This is a genomic window from Pseudoalteromonas sp. S408, from assembly GCF_005886645.1.
In the GTDB taxonomy this organism is placed as follows: domain Bacteria; phylum Pseudomonadota; class Gammaproteobacteria; order Enterobacterales; family Alteromonadaceae; genus Pseudoalteromonas.
This window is the reverse complement of sequence record NZ_PNDY01000007.1, coordinates 17,533-41,203: the sequence shown is the minus strand read 5'-3', so window position 1 is coordinate 41,203 and position 23,671 is coordinate 17,533. Positions and strand designations below refer to the sequence as shown.

Sequence of the window (23,671 nt, the reverse complement as noted above, 5' to 3'; positions counted from 1 at the left end):
CATCCGCTCTGGCAGCGTGTTTTATTTTGAGTGTTATGCAACACGGTCGAACAAGTAAAGAGGCAAAAATGATCACCAATACAATTAATAATGAACTCTTTGTTGGGATCGATGGGGGCGGCACTAAATGTAAAGCAATTATCGTTAACAGCGCGAATGAAATTTTAGGAACGGGTATTGCTGGGCCAGGAAACCCTTTACATGGATTTACACAGGCCATTAATTCTATAGAGCAGTCAGCTCAATTGGCTCTTAATGATGCAGGTTTAAGTGAAACCCCTTTATCTTACTTAGTGGCGGGTGTGGGGTTGGCGGGTGTTAACTTACCAAGCCTACATAAACAAATGATGCATTGGAAAAGCCCCTTCAAAACAATGTATTTAACTACCGATTTACTTATTGCTTGTATGGGTGCACATCAAGGTGATGATGGTGCAGTGATAATTGCTGGTACGGGTTCGTGTGGTTTTTCATATGTTAAAGGACAGTCTTTTATGATTGGCGGACATGGCTTTCCGCATGGCGATAAAGGAAGTGGTGCATGGATTGGTTTTACAGCATGCCAAAACGTGTTGTTGAGCTTAGATAAGCTAATGCCTAATAACACGCTGACTGAATGTATTTTAAAGTATTTATCGGTCAATGATGCCATGGAGTTAGTCGAAATTATTGCAAATAAACCGGCTGCATTTTTTGCTCAATTAGCCGGGTGTGTATTTCAGTCAGCTGCGGCAAACGACGATATTGCTATTAGTATTTTAAAAGAAAGCGGTGCCTATTTGAGTGACATTGCTCGTCAATTATTAGCCAAAAAATCACCAAGATTATCTTTTATAGGTGGATTGTCTTCGGTTATGACGCCTTGGCTAGACATAGATATTCAAGGTGTTTTATCTGCGCCTTTATCATCACCCGAAATGGGATCAGTACTTTACGCGAAACAACAGCAAGTTAACTACAGCAGTCAGGAGTTATGATGTATCACACATTAATGGAAAAAGAAGCGGCGCAAACGCCCGAAGTCATTAAACAGCAAATTCTTGCTAATCAGCCTCTAGTAGAAAAAATTGGCCAAAAACTACGTGATATTGCGCCTAAAATGGTGATGATCATCGGCCGTGGTTCGTCAGATCATGCTGGAGTATTTGGTAAATATTTAATAGAAATTGAAGCCGGTATCCCTGTTAGTTCAGCGGCGCCGTCGGTTGCCAGTGTGTACGGTAAAACACTGAAACTTGATAGTGCATTGGTGATTGTTATTTCTCAATCAGGACGAAGCCCAGATATTATTGCCCAAGCTAAAATGGCAAAAGAAGCTGGCGCTTACTGTATTGCACTGGTAAATGACGAGGCGTCACCGTTAAAAGACATTGTTGATGACTTTATTGGGCTTAAAGCGGGAGATGAAATATCGGTTGCGGCGACTAAAAGTTATTTATCTACGCTGTCAGCTTTAGTGCATTTAGTTGCTAATTGGACTCAAAATAATGAATTATTACAAGGGTTAAAGCAGTTACCTGAAGCATTAGATGCAATCATTGACTCACCAATACAACTTCAGCCAGACGCATTTTTGCCTGTTAAAAACATGGTTGTATTAGCACGCGGTTTAGGGTTTTCAGTCTCTAAAGAAATGGCATTAAAACTTAAAGAAGTGTGTGCTATTCATGCAGAGGCATTTAGTAGTGCAGAATTTTTACACGGCCCCGTTACGTTAGTTGAACAAGGTTTGGTGATTTTAAACTGCGCGGTAGAAGATGAAACCGCATACTCTCACCAGCAGCAAATAGCAGACGTAACCCAGCGCGGCGCTCACATTATCAACCTTACTCAAAATGGAATTGCAGTGCACCCACGTTTAGCGCCGTTTTTAGTGTTGCAGCGTTTTTATTTAGATATTGCCAAAGTGGCAGTTAAGCGAGGCTTTAACCCCGACGAGCCCAAAGGGCTTAAAAAAGTAACAAGGACATTATAAATGTCAGTTCAACGTATTTTTGTTGCTACGCTGTTTGATGGTGATCAGTTTTTAAAAGAAAAAGTGCTTACAATTGACGCGGGTGTTATTACCGCTATTGATGATAATACTAATAATGTAGATGAAACCTTATCAGGCGTAGTTACCCCTGGGTTTATAGATTTACAGGTAAATGGTGGTGGAGGTGTATTGTTTAACCGAGCACGCAGTGCATCAGAGGTTAAACGAATGCTTATGGCTCACGCTAAGTATGGCACAACAGCCATGCTGCCTACTTTAATTACCGATACAGTTGAAGTTATGCGCCAAGCGGCTGATGTAATAGCCGATGCGATTGTTAAACACACACCTGGCATTTTGGGCATTCACTTTGAAGGACCGCATTTATCTATAGCTAAAAAAGGGGCACATAGCGAAGAATTTATTCGTCCGATTTCAGATGATGAGTGGCAAGTTTTATCGCGCAAAGATATAGGCAAAGTGGTGGTTACATTAGCCCCTGAAAATGTACTACCTAGTGATATTACTCAAATGCGTGAGTTAGGCATACATGTTTGCTTGGGCCATACAAATGCGTGTTTTGAGCAGGCACAACGAGCCGTTGATGCTGGCGCTACAGGATTTACACATTTATACAACGCCATGTCGCCTTTGCAAGGGCGTGAGCCAGGCGTTGTGGGGTGTGCTTTGCTAAATGATAATACCTATTGTGGCTTAATAGTTGATGGTCATCATGTTGATTATGCTGCATGCCAAGTAGCACTGAAAGCTAAACCTAAAGGGCGTGTGTTTTTAGTGACCGATGCAATGCCACCGGTAGGTACAAACGAAACTGAATTTGCTTTTTTCGATCGAACAGTAACACTTAACCAAGGCAAGTTAACCTCAACAACGGGGGAGCTTGCAGGCTCAGTACTTGATATGGCAACGGCTGTAAAAAATAGCGTAGAGCATTTACAGTTGCCACTATCAGAAGCACTAAAAATGGCATCTTTATACCCAGCACAGTATATTAACTTACCCACAACACATGGAAGGTTAATTGTTGGCAGCCCTGCTAATTTTGTTCAACTCGATACACACCAACAGGTTATAAGCACGTGGATTGGTGGTGAACAGCTTTTTTAAAAAACGATAATAAATATAAATAAAGGAAAAATAACATGACAACAAATGTTATGGATACACCTAAAAGCAGTAGCATGCTGCCCATGGCTATTGTGGCAGTATTATTTTTTATACTGGGGTTTGCAACGTGGCTAAATGGTTCACTAATGCCTTATTTAAGCCAAATATTAAAGTTAACGCCATTTCAGGGTTCGTTAATTTTATTTTCGTTTTATATCGCGGTGACTTTTACCGCATTGCCATCGGCAGTGTTAATTAAAAAAGTTGGTTACAAAAACGGTATGGCGATGGGCATGGGGTTAATGATGATTGCCGGCTTGTTATTTATTCCTGCTGCGATGTCGCAAGTTTTTCCTTTATTTTTGCTAGCACAGCTAGTGATGGGCGCAGGACAAACATTGCTTCAAACTGCCGTTAATCCTTATGTTGTAAGGCTTGGGCCAGAAGAGTCTGCAGCGGTTCGCATTAGTATTATGGGCATACTCAATAAAGGGGCGGGGGTTATTTCTCCTTTAGTGTTTACCGCGTTAATTTTAAGTAATTTTACAGATACAGTAGGCACTGAGCTTAGCCAGCAACAAGTTGATGATATGGCAAATGGTCTTATTCTTCCTTATTTAGGTATGGCACTATTTATTGGACTATTAGCGTTTGCCGTTAAAAAATCACCATTACCCGAACTTATTACTGACGATGCTGAGCAAACAAGTAGCAACAGTGAAATACGCGAAACTTTATCTCACCCTAACTTAGTTTTTGGGGCGATTGCCATTTTTTTATATGTTGCAGTAGAAGTTATTGCTGGCGATACCATTGGCACTTTTGCGCTTTCTCTTGGCGTTGCTAATTATAGTGTGATGACTTCCTACACCATGATCTTTATGGTGTTTGGCTATATTTTGGGTATTTTGCTTATTCCCAAATTTATAACTCAACAAACAGCCCTCACACTATCAGCCGTATTAGGTATTGCTATTACCTTGTGCATTTTATTAATTGATGCGCAGTCGTTTATTATTGCCAACGCATTGTTAATACCATTAGGTGGCGCTAACTTACCCGATGTATTACTACTTATAGCTTTTTTAGGCTTAGCAAACGCCATTGTTTGGCCCGCGGTATTTCCACTTGCGTTGTCGGGGCTTGGAAAACTAACAAGCACAGGCTCTGCACTGTTAGTAATGGGTATAGCAGGCGGTGCATTTGGTCCGGTGTTATGGGGTTTATTGAGCGGCTTTACCTCGCTACAAACTGGCTACTCTGTATTGTTACCTTGTTACTTATTTATATTATTTTACGCCGTAAAAGGCCATAAAATGAAAAAGCAATAACGTCCACCAGCTACACTAACTCCAGTGCACTTTGCAATATAAAGTGCACTGATGATTAACGAACCTGAGCTTTGGCGAGGGATAGATTTATTACCCACAGTTCAAGTTAACTATTACACGTTAACTTAAGCGCGTTACTTTTAGTTTTATCCTGCCAGCATTTGCCCCATAAAAACGGCTTAAATCGTTAGCGAAAGGGCAAAACTCGCCCGATTTAGTCATGGTTATATCTGCTCCTTGCGCTATTTCAAATAAGGCTTTGTCACTTTTATCAATGGCGCCAATTAAAGCAAACCAATCAGCATTTGGCTTGCGCCTAAAAGGCTCCAGTAATGCCATAGGTATTTCTTTTACGCCAAGTTGCACGTTATCACGATGCCACCCTTTGGGTGTACACTTTATGCCGTCGTCAAACCAATATTGCTCAGGGTATGGGGTAAAGCGATAGGTTGCACCTTGCTCAAGCATCAAACCCGTACTGTTATAAAACTCACTCGCAAATACCACCACATCTTGGCTTTGGCCAATACTTAATACGCTCATATTTTGGTTGGCAAGCGTAATGTGCGCACTTAAGCCGGTAAAACTTAATGTAGAGTCGTCACTGTAGCTAATTTTGTATGTTAGCTTTTTAAGTGACTCAGGACGGTAGCTGGTGAGCTTATTAATTCTTGTAGCCACACTGTGGTGTATAAGGGGCTCTATAGTGCTTACCTCATTATCAACCAGTACAATGCATTCTCTATCTACCAGTTTAAAGAGCGAATTAAACCAAAAGTAGTTTTGTTGGTGGCTAAGTGCAAGTGGATCTGGGATCACAGTAACATCGTCTTGTGCAATTAAATTACTCGTTGGTAGGAGTGTTTCGTAATTTATCTCGTGACTTGTTAACAATGAAATAGCTAACGGTTGTTCAATTAACCACTCAAGTGCATAACGTAAGCAAATATCGGCTAATCCGTCGCGGTAATAACCACCCCCTATATCTGAATGGGCGCCTGCAAACCACAGTTCAGTAATGTTATTTTGATGGTTCATTAGCGTGGGCTCAAACGCACGGCGTTTTTCATCAAGCGCAACACAATGCAGCGCCGCGGTTATATTATGTGCAATGGTGTGGTTTTCAAAAATAACATGCTCTGCGCCGCGTGTCGCTTTACTTACTTTAGAAAGCCCAATAGAGGCAACGGTATCAAACACACATAAATAAACATGCTCGCTGATAAGGCTTTCTAAACATTTTGCAAAGCGTCTAGCTAGGGCTGCACCTCGGCTAAAACCAGTAAGCAGCACAGTGTCGCCTAGTTGGTAATGTGCTTTAAAGTCGTTAATTGCTTGATTCAAAATGCTAGCAACATCGTCACCGCGCGGTGCTAAAGTTTGATTTAAAATGCGCTTTAAGCGGCTACCTTTAGTGCCAATGCCCTGATAATAAAAACTAAGCTGGTTTGTAAATGGAGTGGTGGGGAAGTCATCAAGTTTGCCACCTAATAATAAATGCAGCTTGAGGATGTTAGAAATACTACTGTCTTCTTTAAAATGGTCTGAGTTAAATTGCTCTGCGTCGCGAGGCTCGCCCCCGGTACCATCAAAATTAAAAATTAGCGTTTTGCCCGTCATTGCCTATTTCCCTCAGTAGTTTGTATAAATTTATATGGGAATTGTGAAGAATCAAAGACAGCGGTAATAAATATTTATTAAACGTGTTTATTACCGCCTTAAGCTTTTTATTAATGTAATTTCATTTTAGGGCGCACTACACGCAGGACTTTTTCGCTTATCCATAACGCAAAGGTTTTTGCGCTGCCATGAATGGCGCGTTGGTGCATGCGATAAAGCGATATATACATAAAGCGGGCTATGCGCCCTTCTATAAAAAAGGTGTTGCTGGTTAAGTTACCCATTAAGTTACCTACCGTACTGTAGCGCGATAAGTTAACTAACGAGCCATGATCGCTATATTTAAAGCTACACAAAGGTTGTTGTTTTAAAGTGGCAATGAGGTTTTTTTCAACACATAGTGCCATTTGATGCGCCGATTGCGCGCGCGGTGGAACGAGCTTCCCGTCTTCTTGAGTAAAGGCGCAGCAGTCGCCCAGTACAAATATACTCTCATCGACGGTGCTTTGTAAAAACTCATTAACTTGAATTTGGTTGTTACGGGTAAGCTCAAAAACGCCTAAGTCTTTAATAAAGTCTGGCGCTTTTACGCCTGCAGCCCACACCATAATATCGGCGTTTATGTGTTCATCGTCTTTGGTTATAAAGCCTTGTTCAGTGGCTTCCTTCACTTGTGTTTGCTCGCGTACGTTTACACCTAACTTTAATAATTCACGTTTGGCGCTTACGGCAATTCGCTCTGTTAATGCGGGCAAAATACGTGGCCCCGCTTCAATTAAATGAATGTGCAAACGCTTAGACGACATATTTGTAAGCCCATATAGCTTTAACAGCTCAGATACATGATACAGCTCCGCTGATAGCTCAACACCGGTAGCTCCTCCACCAACAATTGCAATATCAAGAGACTGTTGCTGGTTATCGTCTTGGTGTAGGCGAGTAAAGCTATCGAGCAATGAATGCTGAAAACGTTCCGCTTGTTGATTTGAGTCTAAAAAGTAGCAGTGCTCTTTTATGCCAGGTGTATTAAAGTCGTTACTTACACTGCCAATAGCAATAACAAGATGATCGTAACGTACAGTGCGCTTGGGTAAAATAGTATGCCCAAGTTCGTCAAAAAGAGGGGCGAGAGTAATGGTTTTATTACTTTGGTCGAGATTGCAAAAGGTACCAAGTTGAAAGTTATAATGATGTTTTGCGGCATGGGCAGAGTAAACTACGCCATCTAAATCGGGGTCAATAGAGCCTGTTGCAACCTCGTGCAATAGCGGCTTCCATATATGGGTGCGGTTTTTATCAATGAGTAGTATTTCGGCGTGTTTTTTCTTCCCTAGTTTATGCCCTAACTGAGTTGCAAGCTCTAATCCACCTGCGCCACCGCCAATAACGACGATTTTAGGTTTGGTTATATTCATGACTATGCCCTTAAAAATAATATACCCAAGCGATCTGTTTTATTATTTTAAAATGACTTGGGTATCAAAAATTATTTTGGCAAAGCACACGTTTATGGGGCTATATTGTGCGCCTAATTAAAGGAGATGTCAGCATTAAATCATGTTATTTACTGTATACTAACTTGCAAATACTTCATCTTGGCTGCACTTTTGTTTTAGCCCTGTGTTTACATCGCCTAAAAGGACATTTTTATGAATACGCCGTTATTACAATCACTTGAGCAGCATTTTGGCTTTTCACAATTTAGAACTGGGCAACAGCAAACCATAGAGCAACTTTTAAATGGGCGGTCGTCGTTGGCTATATTTCCCACGGGGTCGGGTAAATCGTTATGTTATCAGCTAACGGCTTTACATTTACCTCATTTAACCTTAGTGGTATCGCCTTTACTTGCATTGATGAAAGATCAAATAAGCTTTTTAAATAGTAAAGGCATTTATGCTGCAAGCCTTGACTCAAGCCAAGATCAAATGCAAAGCAGCACGGTAATGAACGACGTGCGCAGTGGTAAAGTAAAAGTATTAATGGTCTCGGTTGAGCGCTTTAAAAACGAGCGCTTTAGAGAGTTTATAAGCCAAGTTGCGCTTTCTATGTTGGTGGTAGACGAAGCGCACTGTATCTCTGAATGGGGCCATAACTTTAGACCCGATTACTTAAAACTACCGCGCTACCGTGATGAGCTAAATATTCCACTGGTACTATTGCTAACCGCCACAGCCACTAAAAAAGTAAAGCGTGACATGGCTGAGCGTTTTAATATATCGCCTGAGTGTATTGTACAAACCGGCTTTTACCGCGCAAACCTCGATTTAAGTGTGCTAAGTGTAAAAACAGCTGATAAAAACACCGAACTTACTAACATAGTGCGTGCGCAAACTGGCCCCGGTATTGTGTATGTCACACTACAACAAAGTGCAGAGCAAGTTGCCAATATATTAAGCGCGCAGGGTTTGCAAGCGGTGGCGTATCATGCAGGGCTTGAAGATACGCTTCGCGGGCAAATTCAAGACGATTTCATGGCGGGCAAAATTAACGTTGTTGTAGCAACAATAGCCTTTGGCATGGGAGTTGATAAATCAGATATTCGCTTTGTTATTCATTACGATTTACCTAAATCTATAGAAAACTACAGCCAAGAAATTGGCCGTGCAGGGCGTGATGGCAACCCTTCAAATTGTTATACATTGGCTAATTTAGATGGTCTAAACACAGTAGAGAATTTTGTGTACGGCGACACCCCCGAGCTTAGTGGTATTGAGCACGTTATTAACGATATTCGCCAAAGCCAACAGCAATGGGAAATGCAAGAGTACAGCCTTTCAAGCGAGAGTAATATTAGGCAGCTAGCGCTTAAGACTTTGCTGGTACAACTAGAAATGCAAGGTGCAATAACGCCGCAGTACGCCTATTACGCCGATTTTAAATACAAGTTTTTGGTTGATAAAAACGAATTGCTTAGCCAGTTTGACGAGCAACGCCAAGCCTTTTTATCGCAAATATTTAGCCACACCGATTTTAAAAAAATATGGGGCACGCTTAATTTTGACACCCTTACCCAAGCCGCGCAGGTTGACCGTAAACGCGTAGTGGCTGCACTTGACTATCTAGCCGAAAAAAATCTTATTACTCTTGAAACCAAACGTATTACCCAAGTATATAAGGTGCATGGTGAGGTTATAAATAACCCAGAGCTTGCCGCGCAACTGCACCATTACTTTGTTGACAAAGAACAGGCTGAGATTAAACGAATTGCTGCGTTAGTGCGCTTTTTTGAACTGCAAACGTGCTTGAGTTATAACTTAGCGCGCTATTTTGACGATCAAAATGCGCCAGCGCAATGCGGGCATTGTAGTGTATGCCGTGGTAATGCTGTAAAGCTTGAGTATTCAATAGAACCTGCTCACATTGCCGGTGATGTTGTTTATCAAAAAGTGGATGAGTTTTTAGCGCATATGGCAACAAAAGGTATTCACAGTGTAGGTATTGAAACGCAGTGCCGCTTTTTAGCCGGCATGAGTGTCCCGTTGTTTGCTCGAAATAAAGTGCGTCAACTAGGTGGCTTTGCACTGTGCGAGCAGCAGCGCTATAGCGAAATTAAAGCAACACTGCTTGCAAGATAGTATTGAAATGATGACCAAACTCGCATAATTATAAAAAATGTTAAATTTTTGTTTGTTTTTTCAGCGTTTAACTATACTCAACATGACTATGAAGGTCATATAAAAATGAGGTGAACGATGAAACTGCAAAAATTGATGCTGTTAGGAGTGTTTATTTCAGGGACTAGTTACGCTGAAATTAACATTTCAGGCTTTGCAAGTATTAACGCTGGTAAAGTACTAAGTGGAAGTGGTGTGCCGCAATACGGTGTTGAGCCAACTTTTTTGGCTGACTACCCTAATGTGAGTGGCTATACAGAAGATTTATCTTTCTCGCCTGAGTCGTTAATTGGCATACAAGTGTCGGGGGACCTTGGTGAGGGCTTATCTGTCACAGGTCAAATTGTTGCACGAGGTGTAAACGATTTTGATGCTAATTTTGAGTGGGCATATATTTCGTATGAAATTAACGATAATTGGACGGTTCAAGCGGGTAAAAAACGTTTGCCTCTTTTTTATTACTCAGACTTTTTTGACGTAGGTTACGCATATGTGTGGATGCGGGCACCTGCCGACAATTATACATGGCAAGTATTTAACTATGAGGGCGTAAACCTTCTCTATTCTGGCTCGATTGGAGAGTGGGGAGTATCGGCTAATGTATATGCTGGTAAAGAAGATGATGACGACAACAAACTGCTATCAGACTTTTTCTTTCAAGAGCCTACCCGAGAAATTTGGGAAGATATGCTAGGTGGGGTACTTTCGTTAAGCCATGATTGGCTTGAAGTGAGAGTAACGCACATGCAATACACTAATAAACGGTTTCGTTCTGGTGAGCCTGTTTTATGGGATGGAAAAGATAGCCGTGATGGTAAATTTTATGGTTTAGCTGCCAATTTTGATTTTGGCGATTTTTTTGTACTAAGCGAACTTAACCGTTTAGACCTAGATGGAAACCTAGACACCTACATGATCAGTGCGGGATACCGGTTTGATGCAATTACACCTTATGTGATGTTTTCAGATTTTGAGCAAGAAGGTGAAGGTGACACTGAAAGCCATAATACCTTTGCGGTGGGGGTTCGTTGGGATTTTCATCCTTCAGCGGCACTCAAAATGCAGTACGATAGAGTCAAAGATGATTCATTCGATTTAGCGGTAGCGGGTGATAGTAAGGCAGTCACGCTTGGTGTTGATGTTGTATTTTAAGAGGAATTAAAAATGAAAAAATTAATGTTATGTGTACTGTTTTTGTTTAGCAACGTTGCCTTTGCTGATTTTGCTATTATTGTACATCCGTCAAACGAGAGTAGCTTTGATGAATCCGTTATTAGTCGAATCTATACAGGAAAAGAAAAGTCGTTTAGTAATGGCAATACGATCATTCCAATTTCACAAGATTCAAAAAACCCGACTACCGAGCAGTTTAATAGTAAGTTGCTTAATAAAAGCGCCTCACAGTTAAGAGCTTATTGGTCAAAGCTTATTTTTACGGGAAAAGGTACACCACCAAAAGAGCTAGAAAATGACGCTGAGGTGATCAAAATGGTTGCAGCTAACCCAAATACGATTGGGTTTGTTTCGGCATCTACCGTGTCTGATGATGTTAAAGTAGTATTAACCTTTTAATTTAACACTAAAACCAAACAATAAAGCGTGCTAAATAGCAGCACGCTTTATTTTACTGTATTTGTTCATCATTAAAATTAACTAGCGCGTTTAGCGTGCTCGTGTATCCTATCTTATGTGTTTCTTTTATTTAAGCCACCATGCCACATACCGTTATTCCAAGTAAAACAATTGCATCTACGCCAGAGCCAATTACATGTGCCAATTGCCAAGCGTGTTGCTGTCAATTAGAAGTGCGTATAGTAACCGACACCGGTGTCCCTTTTAATTTTATTGAATACGACAAATGGGGCAGTGAAGTAATGAAACGCGCTGATGATGGCTGGTGCGAAGCACTCGATCGTAACACGCTAATGTGCTCTATTTACGAGAACCGCCCTTTGGTATGCCGCGAGTTTGAAATGGCATCGGGTGAGTGTATTACCGAACGTGAGTTAGCGGGAATATAGTTTGCACTTTAAAAAGGGGGCTTAACAAGCCCCTTTGGTTTATCTGTGTTTTGTACTTAAGCTAATTAATCGTATTTAGCCTCTAACTCATTAGCTGTATGAAACTTTTCGTGACTTTGTAATTGCTCGTCGTATTTAACGAGATTTTTAAAGTGACCTAGCTGACCAGCGTTTTTAACAATTTCAACTATAAACGACATCATAAAGTCGGCACCGGTTAGAGTGTCGCCAACTAAATAACGTTTACCTTCTAGGCGGTCGTTGAAGTAACTAATAACTTTAGCGGTTTCGGCATCAGCGTATCCTTCTAAAAACTGTGTTTTAGCGCCATCTTTTAGCACAAACATTTTAAGTAGTAGTGGTAAAATTGCAGAGCTTTCTGCAAAGTGAAGCCATTGCTGATAATCAACGTATTCAGCAGTACCTGCTTTTGGCGCAAATTTACCGTTACCGTATTTAGTAATTAAGTAATCGGTGATGGCGCCAGATTCAGTAACAATCAAACCATCGTCTTCAATAACAGGCGACTTACCTAATTGGTGCACTTTTTTTAGTTCGTCAGGCGCTAAAAAAGTTTCTGTATTGCGCTGGTAGGCAACAATTTCGTAATCAACATCTAGCTCTTCTAAAAGCCAAATAATACGTTTAGAACGCGATTTATTTAAATGGTGTAGTTTTATCATGTCAGTCCTTGTTGGCGTTACTGCATAGGCAGTAACGCTTAGTAAAATTTAAAGAGGCTCGTTAATTTTAACAACGGTTTTGCCAAAGTTTTTACCACTAAGCATGTCGTTAAATGCGCTTATGGTGTTTTCAATACCTTCTACAATGTGCTCGCGGTATTGTACTTTGCCATCGCGTAGCCATTTTTGCATGTCTTGTGCAAATTCGTCGTAGCGGTGGCCGTAGTCGTCAAAAATTATAAAGCCTTGCATTTTAATACGTTTAGTAAGCAATTGCCCCATAAGCATACCTAAGCGATCTGGCCCTTCTGGTAAGCTTGTTGCGTTATACTGCGATACTAAACCACACAGCGGTACACGAGCTGCGGTATTGAGTAGGGGTAATACGGCGTCGAATACTTTACCGCCCACATTTTCGTAATATACGTCTATGCCGTTATCACAGGCCTTTTCTAGTTGCTCTGCAAAGTCATCGGCTTTGTGATCGATACATGCATCAAAGCCTAGCTTTTCAACGGTATGGGCACATTTTTCGCTGCCACCAGCAACGCCAACTACTTTACAGCCTTTAATTTTAGCTATTTGACCAACGGTTGCGCCCACTGGCCCTGTTGCGGCGGCGACGACTACCGTTTCGCCTTCTTTAGGCGCACCAATGTCAAGTAAGCCCATGTAAGCCGTAAAGCCAGGCATACCCATAATGCCAAGCGCATAAGACGGATTTGCAGGTTCTTTGCCTAATTGCATTAAGCCCTCGCCATTGGTAATGGCGTAGTCTTGCCAACCAGTGTAGGCAAGCACCCATTCGCCTTCACTAAATTTATCGTTTTTAGACTCTTCTACTTGGCACACTGTAGCGCCAACCATTACATCGCCCACGTTTACCGGATCAGCATACGACTTTGCATCGTTCATACGGCCACGCATGTATGGGTCAAGTGAAAGGTAAATAGTGCGCAGCAGCACTTCGCCATCTTTAAGCGCTGGTAGGTTTACTGTTTTAAGTTCAAAATTTTCATCGGTAGGGGCGCCATGTGGGCGTGATGCTAAAGTAAGTTGACGACTAGTTGCAGACATAAAATCTCCTTTTGAATATGAACCCACTTAACGAATGTGTATGCGTTTAATAACCTGTTTGGCATAAACAATAATGCGCGCTAAGTAGTCTATATATGTACAAATTTGTACCTTATAACAGGAGTTTTGGGCGGGGGGCTGATAATTCAAGCTTTGCTAAGATAATTTAATCTGCGCTTTAAATAATAAACCTATCTCAAGCAGCAATTTATGCGCTAGCTGTTTTGTTTTAGTTTGCTAAAAATATGGCTATTGTAAAACACGCCATCTTTATAAATGGCCTGTTTAAGTATGGCCTCGGCTTCAAAACCACATTTAGTCAGTGCCTTTATAGTGCCAATATTGCCAGCAAATACAGCACCAAAAATACGGTTTAAATTTGAGCTTTTAAACGCGTCATCGCAAATTTGCGAAATAGCGTGTGTTATTATTCCTTGCCCCCAAAAGTGACTATTAAGCCAATAGCCTATTTCGCCACTGCGGTTGTATTCAAATTCTCCTGGGGTGATACCTATACAACCTGCACATTGCCCATTAACAACTATGGCTTTAATTATACCATTTTTTGAGCCTTGGTTTATCCACCAATCCGCATCAGCTTTAGTGTATGGAAATGGAATTTTAGACGATAAAAAGCGTGTCACCAGCCCATCGTTTAAGGTTTTAATAATATGCGGGGCATCGTGCGGTTTAAAATCTCTTAGGGTGATCATTGTTTTAATTAAGTGTCTGTTGCATACGGGGCAAGTTAGCAAGCAATTAGAGATTGCACAATCACAAAGATTAACCGTTTACGCCTATAACTTTGTTTTAAAGTACTCTAATATAAGCAAAATATGATACCTGTTTAAGATACTTTTATGCATCCACACATAGCCGCCCTTTATAATAGTGCCCAAAAACCAAGCCGTTTAATTATAGGTTTAATGAGTGGTACTTCGTTAGATGGGCTCGATGTCGCTTTATGTAAGGTAAGCGGTGCAGGCTTAAACACGCATATTGAAATACTAAATTTCACTACCGTTGACTATAACAATGAGTATAAAAGCAAAATAAAGCAGGTATTTGCAAAACGAGAGTGCGATTTAGAACTTGTAACCTTATTACACCCGTGGGTGGGTAAATTACATGGCGATATGGTTAATAAGTGCTTACATACTTGGCAGATAAATCCGGCAAGCATTGATGTTATAGCCAGTCACGGGCAAACAATTTACCACTGCCCACAGTCACAACATAATCATAAAAGCTTTACTAATGGCACATTACAAATTGGCGATAGCGACCAAATAGCCGTTACTACCGGCATTACAACTATTGGCGATTTTAGGCAAAAGCACATAGCCTCAGGGGGCGAAGGCGCACCTCTTGCAGTTTATGGCGATTACTTGTTTTTTTCAAGCCTTGTTGAAAACCGTATTTTGCTTAATATGGGGGGTATCGCTAACTTAACATTTTTACCCAAGTGCGGTGATGCTAGCGCGGTATTTAGCTCCGATATTGGCCCGGGTAATACAATAATGGATGCCTACGTACAAAAATATTTTGAGGGGATGCATTTCGACAATGGTGGAAAGATAGCAAAAACAGGTAGGGTGAATACACTTTTGCTAAATGCGTTATGCACGGATGACTTTTTTAATTTAAGTATGCCTAAAACAACTGGGCCAGAAGTATTTAATTTAGCGTATTTAAAAGCGGCTCAAGCACTCTCCAATACACAGGATTTAACTCATCAAGATGTAATGGCAACACTCAATGCATTTAGTGCTAATGTAATAAGTGCTGCAATAAAAGAGTGCGCTAAAAACAAGGGAAACTGTGTGGTATATGCCAGTGGCGGCGGAATACATAACCCGTTATTAATGGAACAGCTTTTAACTCTTTGCCCAGAGGTTAAGGCATTTAAAAATACTCAAGTATTGGGAATCGATCCCGATGCAAAAGAAGCCGTATTGTTTGCCATTTTAGCAAACGAATGCCTAGCAGGTGAAAAACAACATTTTAAAGGCTGCTCACAAGGTATTGCGGGAGTAACGATGGGGAAAATAAGCTTTCCCGATTAAGCTTTCTCGATCAAACCGTTTTAAAATAACGATAAAAAGGTTGATCCTACCCCTGCAAAATATCGGCGCAACCCTTGTGGTTTTGATTGCTCGATATTGATGAGTGGCGCGTTATAGCCTCCCTCAAAGGCGTTAATATTCATATCAAACTGAAGGCTATTTTTTAAGGTAGCGTATTTTCCATGCAACATTAGCTGCATTACAAAACATTGACTGTGGGTGATTTTGTTTAAAGTAAGGTTAACGTAACCACGCTCTAAATCAGCTTGCGTAATAATGTTTTCAGTAAAGTACTGAGCACCACGGGCACTTGGATGTGTTGCGCTAAGCGAAATAACATCGCCTTCATGTACCGCATCGGGTAAATCGCATTGCAGCGTGATTGCATGAAGCGCATTAGCTTGTACCGAAAGGTTTTCGTATTCCATGGTGTGGCTCATTGCCGCAGACATCGGGTCATCAAGTGATTGCAGTGCAAATGTTAGTTGCACTAGAGGTGTGGTCATTTTACTTCGTCTTCTTACAACAGTATCAGTTTATCGAATAGAAATTATCCACCATCAACATTACAGAATTATGACTATTGTACGAAATCGTATAATTATTGAGTAGTTTGATCAAAAGCGATCTTAACTAACCGGAGCTTCAGTTAACTATTAAGGTCTGTTGAGTTTTCAAGATTGAATTTACACCAGTTTGTTTGGTATTTAGGTAAGGCAAAGCCAATTTAGTTTATTCTCCATAAATTGGCGATAACGTCGCTTTATTGCCAAACAGGCGCTGTCCAATGGGGCTCGTAGGGGCTATTTACGCTTATTTGCCTTCATGGGTTTAGGTGGGGGCGTGAGCAGGACGCGGAAGTTTACTCGGTTTTTATTTATTATTACATGCATGTAAGCCAGTAAAATAAATTAGGAGCCGTTATCAAGCACACTAGGTTACAAACCTCGCGCCGCTATTAAATAGCCCCTAGTTTGAACAAAATTTAATCCACAAAGATCAACAGACCCTAGTTTAAGATCGACTTATGTTTTTTACTGTTTAGGCAGAGTGAATATTTTCTTTAAATTTTAGACAAGTTTATTGGAAATAAAATTTTACGATATGAACTCTTTATTCACTCAATACTAAACATTGGGTATAGTTGTTTAAACTCTTCTTTATAAAGTAACTTTATGTTAAAAAAATTAATTTTATTGTGTGCGTTAAGCTTACCACTGGCAGCATGTGCGGATGATGTTGCGCCATTTTCGGGTGAGATAAGTACACAAGCACTATTAAGCGACTACGATAAATTTAACGAACAATACAACGCATTTACGCCAACCGAACAAGATATTGCCTTAATGCAAAAGCTAGAAGGTAAGGAGCTAATTGTATTATTTGGTACTTGGTGCCACGACAGCCATCGCGAAGTGCCTAAGCTGATTAAGTTACTTGAAGAATCAAAGGTAGAGCTTGCAAGTATTGACTACGTGGCAGTGGGTTACAACAAACGCGATGATGCCGGAATAGCTGAGGCATACGACTTGCAGTACACGCCTACGTTTATAGTAAAAGACGATGGTAAAGAGTTAGTTCGCGTAATTGAAAAGCCAACCGGAACATTAGCAGAAGATTTAACGCAAGGCTTGTAAGGTCTATCCTTATGTTATAGCCATTCAGTTAGGGGCTATGAAGCTTGGCTTTTTTGATTTGTTGCTAACCATAGGCAGATATTTAGCGTCGGTTTGATACGCGTTATGCGAACATCAACCAGTAATTTTATTTAAAATTAATAGGGATATTTATGAAGTGTAAAAAGTGTAAATCAGGGATTACCTCCCCAGTTGTTAAAACAATAAATATTGATGGTACGCCAATAACATCATCAACGTGCCCTGTATGTGGTGAAAATTTAGATGGTTCAAAAAGGTATTGGGTTATATTAATTATTTTACTTATAGGTATTGGTGTGGCACCAAGGTACTTTTCTTGAGTTTGGTTATATTGACCAAATATGTAAATAAGCAAGGCATTGGCTTTGTTCATTAATCGCTTATTTTATCCGACTCATTTTAGTCTTTTATTTAAAAGTGAAGTGACTTATGAAGTTAATGAGCTCTGAAAAAATTCAATTGTGGTTCTTGGTTAATGCCAACAAACTATATGTAGCTGCAGCTATTTTTGGTGCTATTTTTATTTTAATTTTGGGAGATGCTTCTCAATGGGAATACGAGGAAGATAAAAATCACTTCAGCACTTTTTTTTCATCCATTGATAGCCGAATTAGTTTTGTAAGGCATGGTTATTCAGGTACCAGTTTAAGAGTTGTTTTAAACTTTGATGCTGAAGGGCTCACTTTGAATGAAATCGAAAGTATAGCCCCAAAATATAAAAACTTGATTCTTGAACTAATTTGTAATGACTTAGAGAGTTTAGAAATTCTAGAAGACGGCTACTATTTTGATGTGGATTTTAGGGATATTAGTTCCGAACACATGTTTAAAAACTATTTTAATTTAATAGTTAAGCATGAAAGGTGTGCTACCTAACGCAAGAGAGTTTTAGCTCAGCTAACAGGCACGAGAAAAACTAAAGAGCTCAAATTTCGACTTAACATATTGAACTTTATCTCAATTTGCTAATAGTGCCTTAATTCTCACATTGTGAGTACTATTCACTAAACAGGCTTTTCTCGAATGCTTGCGCGGCATGCGAAGACGGTCTGTCTTTATAATGCAGTTGATAAAGTGGCCGAGAGAGTTGCTCGTTATTTTTTTGGCTCAGGCGTGTTAATTTGCCTAGCTGCACTAAATCTTCTGTGACTACATTTGGCAATAAAGCGACCCCCATACCTTGAGCAACAGCCCTTGCTATGGCTTCGTTGCTGCCTAATTGCATACTGCGGTCAGCTTGTACGCCATGCTCTGCTAATAACTTAACCGACATTTCTAACGTGCCAGAGCCCGGCTCGCGCAGTAGCCAAAACTGCTCGTTTAACCATGCGTTTAAGTCTTTAGTAGGCTTAAAGTTGCTCGGTATAACAACACTCATTAAATCGTTTTGCCAGTGCTTACTTATGATATGTGATTCGGTCGGGGTGCCCTCAACCAGTGCTAAATCGATAGTGCACTCTAGCAATGCGTGTTCAATTTGCGCGGTATTAGCCACTTGTACTTCTACTTTTATATGTGGGTATTGGGCGCAAAATTTAGCTAAATAAGGCGGTAGCCAATAACTGGCAATGGTGGTGCTGGTGCCAATAACGAGCGTGCCACGCTTAAGCCCTGTGCGCGATTTAATATCGTCAAGGGCGGCTTTTTCGATAGCAAAAATACTGCGGGCGTGATCATACAAGGCTTGGCCGCCTTCGCTTAAGGTGAGCTTTTTACCTTTAGATGCACGTTCAATAAGTTGAATATTTAACTGATGCTCTAGCTCTTTTAGCGCTTTAGAAACAGCGGGCTGGCTTATAAAAAGTGCCTCGGCTGCGCTTGAAAAGCTACCTACTTTAGCCACCGTATAAAACACCCTAAGCGCATGTAAGTTCATTATGCCTCTCAAATTTCATAACTTTAAGTTATTGAATCATGATTTTAATATATTGGAGTTATATTTTGAGGTTTCTTACAATTAAGTCAACACATCAACATGGTTTAATTGAGGAAGTAGAATGCTTAGCGCTATTAAAAATGGGTTTCAGCCTTTGGGTATTAATACTAAGCAATACGGCGATACGCGCTGGTGGTTAGGTATACTGCTGGTGGTTATTTTAGCGGGGGCATCTGTTGCATTAAGTAACTTACCCATAATGCAAAGTGCGCAATTTAGCTCACTCACTATTGGTATTGTGCTTGGCATTATTGTGGGCAACAGTGTGTTTTCGCGCATAGCTACGCGTACCGATGTAGGTGTTGATTACGCTAAAAGTATATTACTCAAAGCAGGCATTGTTTTATTTGGGTTTAGAGTTACTTTTTCGCAAGTAGCGGGCGTTGGTTGGCATGGCCTATTAACCGATGTGGTTATGCTGTTAGGTACATTTATTTTGGCAGTGCAGCTAGGTAAGCGTGTTTTTAAGCTTGATGAACATACAACCATACTAATTGGTGCGGGTAGTTCTATTTGTGGCGCCGCAGCGGTAATGGCAACCGAGTCAGTTATAAAAGCGCAGGCGCATAAGGTATCAGTAGCGGTGGCAACGGTGGTGGTGTTTGGCACGTTAAGTATGTTTGCCTACCCAATACTGTTTGAGTTTATGGGGCTGAGTGAACATGCGTACGGTATTTTTGTGGGGTCAACCATTCACGAAGTCGCGCAAGTGGTTGCAGCGGGCACAGCCGTAAGCGCCAATGCGGCCGACACCGCCGTGATTGAAAAAATGCTACGCGTAATGATGCTTGCACCATTTTTAGTGGGCTTATCGTTTTGGCAAAGTAAAAAGCACGTCAAGGTTAACAATAATGGCCATTGTGGTAAGCAAATTTCGGGAATTACGATTCCTTGGTTTGCAGTGTTATTTATAGTAGCAAGTGGCGTGCATTCGTTATCGGTTATTCCGCAAGATACTACAAACGCTATTATATGGTTTGACAATATATTACTTACCATTGCCATGGTGGCGCTGGGGCTTCGGACGCAAGTGGGGGCTATTCGCCAAGCAGGCATACAGCCCCTGTTGTTAGCAGGCTGTTTGTTTTTATTTTTAACCTTGGGTGGCTATGCCATTAATATAGGCATGGCGCAACTTTTCGGGGTTTTAAATCATTAACCTATACAGGCCAATCTACCTCGTTTAAGTGATCAAGCTGTGCAGCTGAATGTTGATTGCCTTGCCATTTATTGGTGTAGGTACCGTTTGGATCAAACTGTGCAGTTTGCTTTTGTATATTAAAGTGGCGTCCGCCACGTGGGTCAACGCCAACTCCTGCTATGTACTGCCAATTTCCCCAGTTGGCTGCTACATCGTGATCAATTAGCTGCTGCTCAAAATAAGCTGCGCCGTAACGCCAATCAAGGCCAAGCTCGTTAACTAAGCAGCTTGCCACAATTTGCCTGGAGCGGTTTGTTATAAACCCGGTTGCATTGAGTTCTTTCATAATGGCATTAACTAACGGGTATGGGGTTGTGCCTTGGCACCAAGCAGCAAAACGGTTTGGCATAAACGTAGTGAGCGGCTTAGTTTGCTTTTGCCCTTTAAAACTAAACAAGCTGCTTTGTACGTTTAGTGCATGCCATTTAAAGTATTCACGCCATAGTAGTTCAAACTTAATCCAGTAGGTTGAATCGTTAGCGGTGTATGTTTGTTCGTATTGTTCAACAGCATTGTATACTTGTTTTGCGCTAATACACCCAAAAGCAAGCCATGGGCTAAATTTAGTGGTGTTGTCAAAGCCATCAAGCGCGTTACGAGTTATTTTGTAAGTGCTAGGTAATTCGCCTGAAAAGTATTGTTCACAGTGTTTTTGTGCGCTTGTTAGGCCACCATGCATTGAGGTGTTTATTGCTTTTGGCAACTCAATTGGGTTTTTAGCGCACAGCGTAATAGGTTTAGGCAGTAGCTCGGTTGTAATATGCGAGAGTGTAATTGGAACACTGGCTGCTTCAACCTTCTTTTTAAACGGGGTAAAACTTTTAGGTAAATCGTTTAAATTAAAAGGCAGTTCGTTTTGTTGGTACAAGGTATCCTGCAGGGTACTGGTAAATTGAACTTCAGGGCAATGAGCTTTTAATAAATTAATTTCGCGTTGTTCGTACACACCAAATTGCTCACTGTAAACCACTTCATCAATGTGTTGCTCTTTGATACGTTGTTTTAAAACGCTCACCGGTTCACCTTCTAGCACATGCAAGGTTTGCCCACGAGCAATTAATGCTTGCTGTAACTCATAAAGGCTTTGCATTAAAAAGGTGTACTTGTTTTCACCATACTGCTTTTGCTGATAATTTGTGTTTTTAAACCAGTTAGGGTTAATTACAAACACGGCGTCTAGCGCGCATTGTTGTTGTGCAAGTTTACTAAAAATGGGGTTGTCGTTTAGGCGTAAATCGTTTTGTAGCCAATATAAAATGCGTTTGCTCATACTTTTGCTCTGGTTTTTATGATGATCAAATCTACGAAGCAAAAGTAGTTGAGGATTAATTAATCGTGTTTAATCGACTAAATTTAAAAATGAGTGCAAGACTCTAAGTTAGAAAAAGGCGGTAAAGTTACCGCCTCTGATTTTATTGAAGTAGGGTTAAATTATCCTTTTTGCTCTGCTATCCAATCGTTTATAACGTCTTCTAGTACTGCCATAGGCAGAGAGCCTTGGCCAATAACGGTGTCGTGAAAGCTGCGTATATCAAATTGAGCGCCGAGTTCTTTTTCGGCTTTTGCGCGCAGTTCGCGTATTTTTATTTCGCCCATTTTGTAAGAGAGCGCTTGGCCTGGCCATGAAATATAACGATCAATCTGATCTTCCACGGCGCTTTGTGGTAAAGCCGTGTGACTGGCTAAGTAGTCAATTGCTTTTTGACGGCTCCAACCAAACGCATGAATACCGGTATCAACCACCAAACGCACAGCACGCCACATTTCGTAACCTAAGCGGCCAAAGTCACTGTATGGGCTTTGGTAAAAGCCAGCTTCTTTACCTAAGCGCTCTGTGTATAGCGCCCAACCTTCCCCAAAAGCAGAGTGGCTAAGTGTGCGTCTAAATTCGGGTACATCCAGCTCCATAGCAATGGCATTTTGTAAGTGATGCCCTGGTATGGCTTCATGCAGGCTGAGTGCTTCTAAATTATATAAAGGCTGCAGTTTAGGCGTTGAGGCTAAAAAGTAAGTGCCAGGAGAGCGGTTATCAGGCGGTGGCATATAAAACGCACCACGACTCGCTGAGCCTTTTATAGTAAAGGTGTTACGCGGTAAATGGCCAAAGTAAGTGGGGAGTTTGCCATACATTTTTTGCGTAATAAAAGCGGTTTTTTCAAGTAGGTCCTGCGCGTCTTTTGCGTAAAATTGCGCATCGGTTGCTAAAAATTCTAAAAAATCGCTGTATGTGCCATCAAATTCTACTTCATCAATGATGCTTTGCATTTGCGCTTTAATACGTGCGACTTCTTTAAGGCCTAGTTCGTGTATTTGTTTAGGTGTCGCGTTTGTTGTGGTGTAGTAATTAACAGTGTATTGGTAGTAATCAAGCCCGCCTTTTATGCTTGCTATACCAGGCTCTGCTCTGCAGTTAGGCATGTAATCATTTTTAAAAAAATCGTAGAAATGTTCGTATGCGGGTAATACGCTTTTGGCAATTATCGCTTTAGCCTTGGCTTGATAATCTGCCTTTTGCTGTGCGGTAAATGTATTAGGAATACGCGTAAAGGGCTCATAAAGGGCACTGTTTTCAGAGTTTTTAACTATATGCGCGCTAATGCTTTGGCCGTAATTTTCAAAGGTTTTACAATAATGGGTAAAGCCTGATTTTATACCCTGTTTCATTAAATCAATATTTTGCTGATTAAAGCGTGGGTAGTCGGCAAGGCTGATTAAAAATGCGTTGTAATCATCAGCTGTTAAAAAAGCCATATTAGCTGGCGCTTCTGCAAAGTAAGTATGCCAGCCACTTAAAAAATTAACCGGAAAATACTTATCTTGATAAAGGTAGCTTTGTTGCTCGGTTTCTCGCTCATATTTAAATAAGCGGTAGTTCATTAGTTGCTCGGTGTTGAGCGTTTTTGGGTCTATGCTGGCTAAGCTCTTTAGAACGCTGTTGTTGTAGGCTTGGCGCTTAGCAATGGCTTGCTCGCTCCAATTTGGCAATGTGCCGTTTGGTTTCCAACCGTCTGGATCGGTACGAAAAAATATTTTTTCAACTTTGGCGTTTTGCCAGTGATTATCAATAATGCTTTTTAAATCGCTGTTGCTGTCGGCAAGGCTTGGAAGCGATATGGCTGCTAAGCACATAGCTAAAATACGTTTTTTAAACATAATCATCCGTTATTGGCGAGTTAGTTGTTATTAATCGCGCTTTTTTATTTTAATTTGTGCTCAATATAGTACCAAGTTAATTTAATCAATGCGCTTACTTTTACAGCCCATATTTATTGGTTTTATATTTTGATTGAACAAATTTCACTGCGTAACTGATTGGCGTACTAGTTTATTGTTTTATCAGCGTTTAGAATGACTAAAA

22 protein-coding genes are annotated in these 23,671 nt (G+C 40.8%); 12 read left to right on the top strand and 10 right to left on the bottom strand.

Annotation, left to right across the window (positions count from 1 at the left end; all coding sequences use genetic code 11):
• The first annotated feature begins 68 nt into the window (after positions 1-68).
• The 4 genes from nagK to nagP are packed head-to-tail and all read left to right on the top strand — an operon-like array spanning position 69 to position 4,434.
• Positions 69-977 (top strand): N-acetylglucosamine kinase, encoded by a 909-nt coding sequence (gene nagK, locus CWB62_RS06730; RefSeq protein ID WP_058404551.1) that lies wholly within the window; start codon positions 69-71, stop codon positions 975-977.
• Positions 977-1,975, top strand: coding sequence for a glucosamine-6-phosphate deaminase NagB-II (gene nagB-II, locus CWB62_RS06725; RefSeq protein ID WP_058404552.1), 999 nt, complete (start codon positions 977-979; stop codon positions 1,973-1,975). Before nagK ends, nagB-II begins: the two co-directional genes overlap by 1 nt.
• On the top strand, positions 1,976-3,103 hold the full coding sequence (gene nagA, locus CWB62_RS06720; protein ID WP_138529368.1) for an N-acetylglucosamine-6-phosphate deacetylase: 1,128 nt from the start codon (positions 1,976-1,978) through the stop codon (positions 3,101-3,103).
• Between the two features lie 35 nt (positions 3,104-3,138).
• Entirely contained in the window at positions 3,139-4,434 is a 1,296-nt protein-coding gene (nagP, locus tag CWB62_RS06715; protein ID WP_058404554.1) for an N-acetylglucosamine MFS transporter NagP, read from the top strand.
• A 120-nt stretch (positions 4,435-4,554) separates the two neighbouring features.
• Here nagP and CWB62_RS06710 read toward each other — a convergent pair whose 3' ends face one another.
• Together CWB62_RS06710 and CWB62_RS06705 are read right to left on the bottom strand one after the other, a co-directional pair.
• Entirely contained in the window at positions 4,555-6,054 is a 1,500-nt protein-coding gene (locus CWB62_RS06710) for a phospholipase effector Tle1 domain-containing protein (protein ID WP_138529370.1), read from the bottom strand.
• A gap of 110 nt (positions 6,055-6,164) precedes the next feature.
• Complete coding sequence (locus CWB62_RS06705) at positions 6,165-7,469, bottom strand: NAD(P)/FAD-dependent oxidoreductase (protein ID WP_138529372.1); 1,305 nt, start codon at positions 7,467-7,469, stop codon at positions 6,165-6,167.
• 234 nt (positions 7,470-7,703) lie between these two features.
• On the opposite strand from CWB62_RS06705, the gene CWB62_RS06700 reads away from it, so the two are divergent.
• The 4 genes from CWB62_RS06700 (at position 7,704) to CWB62_RS06685 (ending at position 11,692) form a co-directional block, all read left to right on the top strand.
• On the top strand, positions 7,704-9,632 hold the full coding sequence (locus tag CWB62_RS06700) for a RecQ family ATP-dependent DNA helicase (RefSeq protein WP_138529374.1): 1,929 nt from the start codon (positions 7,704-7,706) through the stop codon (positions 9,630-9,632).
• A gap of 117 nt (positions 9,633-9,749) precedes the next feature.
• Positions 9,750-10,823 carry a porin gene (locus CWB62_RS06695; RefSeq protein WP_138529376.1) on the top strand — a complete coding sequence of 358 codons (1,074 nt, stop codon included), beginning with the start codon at positions 9,750-9,752 and terminating at the stop codon, positions 10,821-10,823.
• Between the two features lie 12 nt (positions 10,824-10,835).
• Positions 10,836-11,243, top strand: a complete 408-nt coding sequence (locus CWB62_RS06690) for a substrate-binding domain-containing protein (RefSeq protein WP_058404559.1) — start codon at positions 10,836-10,838, stop codon at positions 11,241-11,243.
• A gap of 140 nt (positions 11,244-11,383) precedes the next feature.
• Positions 11,384-11,692, top strand: coding sequence for a YkgJ family cysteine cluster protein (locus tag CWB62_RS06685; protein WP_058551455.1), 309 nt, complete (start codon positions 11,384-11,386; stop codon positions 11,690-11,692).
• Positions 11,693-11,757: 65 nt separating this feature from the next.
• On the opposite strand, the gene CWB62_RS06680 is transcribed toward CWB62_RS06685, so the two are convergent.
• The 3 genes from CWB62_RS06680 to CWB62_RS06670 all read right to left on the bottom strand — a co-directional run bounded on the left by CWB62_RS06680 (position 11,758) and on the right by CWB62_RS06670 (position 14,165).
• A complete protein-coding gene (locus tag CWB62_RS06680) occupies positions 11,758-12,375 on the bottom strand; it encodes a glutathione S-transferase family protein (RefSeq protein ID WP_138529378.1) in 618 nt (205 codons plus the stop codon).
• A 48-nt stretch (positions 12,376-12,423) separates the two neighbouring features.
• Positions 12,424-13,452, bottom strand: a complete 1,029-nt coding sequence (curA, locus tag CWB62_RS06675) for an NADPH-dependent curcumin/dihydrocurcumin reductase (RefSeq protein WP_138529380.1) — start codon at positions 13,450-13,452, stop codon at positions 12,424-12,426.
• A 215-nt stretch (positions 13,453-13,667) separates the two neighbouring features.
• Entirely contained in the window at positions 13,668-14,165 is a 498-nt protein-coding gene (locus CWB62_RS06670) for a GNAT family N-acetyltransferase (RefSeq protein ID WP_138529382.1), read from the bottom strand.
• A 147-nt stretch (positions 14,166-14,312) separates the two neighbouring features.
• On the opposite strand from CWB62_RS06670, the gene CWB62_RS06665 reads away from it, so the two are divergent.
• On the top strand, positions 14,313-15,518 hold the full coding sequence (locus CWB62_RS06665) for an anhydro-N-acetylmuramic acid kinase (RefSeq protein WP_138529384.1): 1,206 nt from the start codon (positions 14,313-14,315) through the stop codon (positions 15,516-15,518).
• A 20-nt stretch (positions 15,519-15,538) separates the two neighbouring features.
• Here CWB62_RS06665 and CWB62_RS06660 read toward each other — a convergent pair whose 3' ends face one another.
• Entirely contained in the window at positions 15,539-16,024 is a 486-nt protein-coding gene (locus CWB62_RS06660; protein WP_058404565.1) for a hypothetical protein, read from the bottom strand.
• A 669-nt stretch (positions 16,025-16,693) separates the two neighbouring features.
• On the opposite strand from CWB62_RS06660, the gene CWB62_RS06655 reads away from it, so the two are divergent.
• Entirely contained in the window at positions 16,694-17,155 is a 462-nt protein-coding gene (locus CWB62_RS06655) for a TlpA family protein disulfide reductase (RefSeq protein ID WP_138529386.1), read from the top strand.
• 127 nt (positions 17,156-17,282) lie between these two features.
• Here CWB62_RS06655 and CWB62_RS18630 read toward each other — a convergent pair whose 3' ends face one another.
• On the bottom strand, positions 17,283-17,549 hold the full coding sequence (locus CWB62_RS18630; RefSeq protein ID WP_171034608.1) for a hypothetical protein: 267 nt from the start codon (positions 17,547-17,549) through the stop codon (positions 17,283-17,285).
• 65 nt (positions 17,550-17,614) lie between these two features.
• Between CWB62_RS18630 and CWB62_RS06645 the strand changes: the two genes are divergently transcribed.
• The gene (locus tag CWB62_RS06645) at positions 17,615-18,052 is read left to right on the top strand and encodes a hypothetical protein (protein WP_249310757.1); all 438 of its coding nucleotides are present in this window, start codon (positions 17,615-17,617) and stop codon (positions 18,050-18,052) included.
• A gap of 121 nt (positions 18,053-18,173) precedes the next feature.
• Here CWB62_RS06645 and CWB62_RS06640 read toward each other — a convergent pair whose 3' ends face one another.
• Positions 18,174-19,052, bottom strand: coding sequence for a LysR family transcriptional regulator (locus tag CWB62_RS06640; RefSeq protein WP_138529392.1), 879 nt, complete (start codon positions 19,050-19,052; stop codon positions 18,174-18,176).
• A gap of 121 nt (positions 19,053-19,173) precedes the next feature.
• Between CWB62_RS06640 and CWB62_RS06635 the strand changes: the two genes are divergently transcribed.
• Entirely contained in the window at positions 19,174-20,271 is a 1,098-nt protein-coding gene (locus tag CWB62_RS06635; RefSeq protein ID WP_138529394.1) for a YeiH family protein, read from the top strand.
• Position 20,272: 1 nt separating this feature from the next.
• Here CWB62_RS06635 and CWB62_RS06630 read toward each other — a convergent pair whose 3' ends face one another.
• The gene (locus tag CWB62_RS06630) at positions 20,273-21,583 is read right to left on the bottom strand and encodes a DASH family cryptochrome (protein ID WP_138529396.1); all 1,311 of its coding nucleotides are present in this window, start codon (positions 21,581-21,583) and stop codon (positions 20,273-20,275) included.
• Between the two features lie 161 nt (positions 21,584-21,744).
• Positions 21,745-23,466, bottom strand: coding sequence for a DUF885 domain-containing protein (locus CWB62_RS06625; protein ID WP_138529398.1), 1,722 nt, complete (start codon positions 23,464-23,466; stop codon positions 21,745-21,747).
• Positions 23,467-23,671 lie beyond the last annotated feature (205 nt).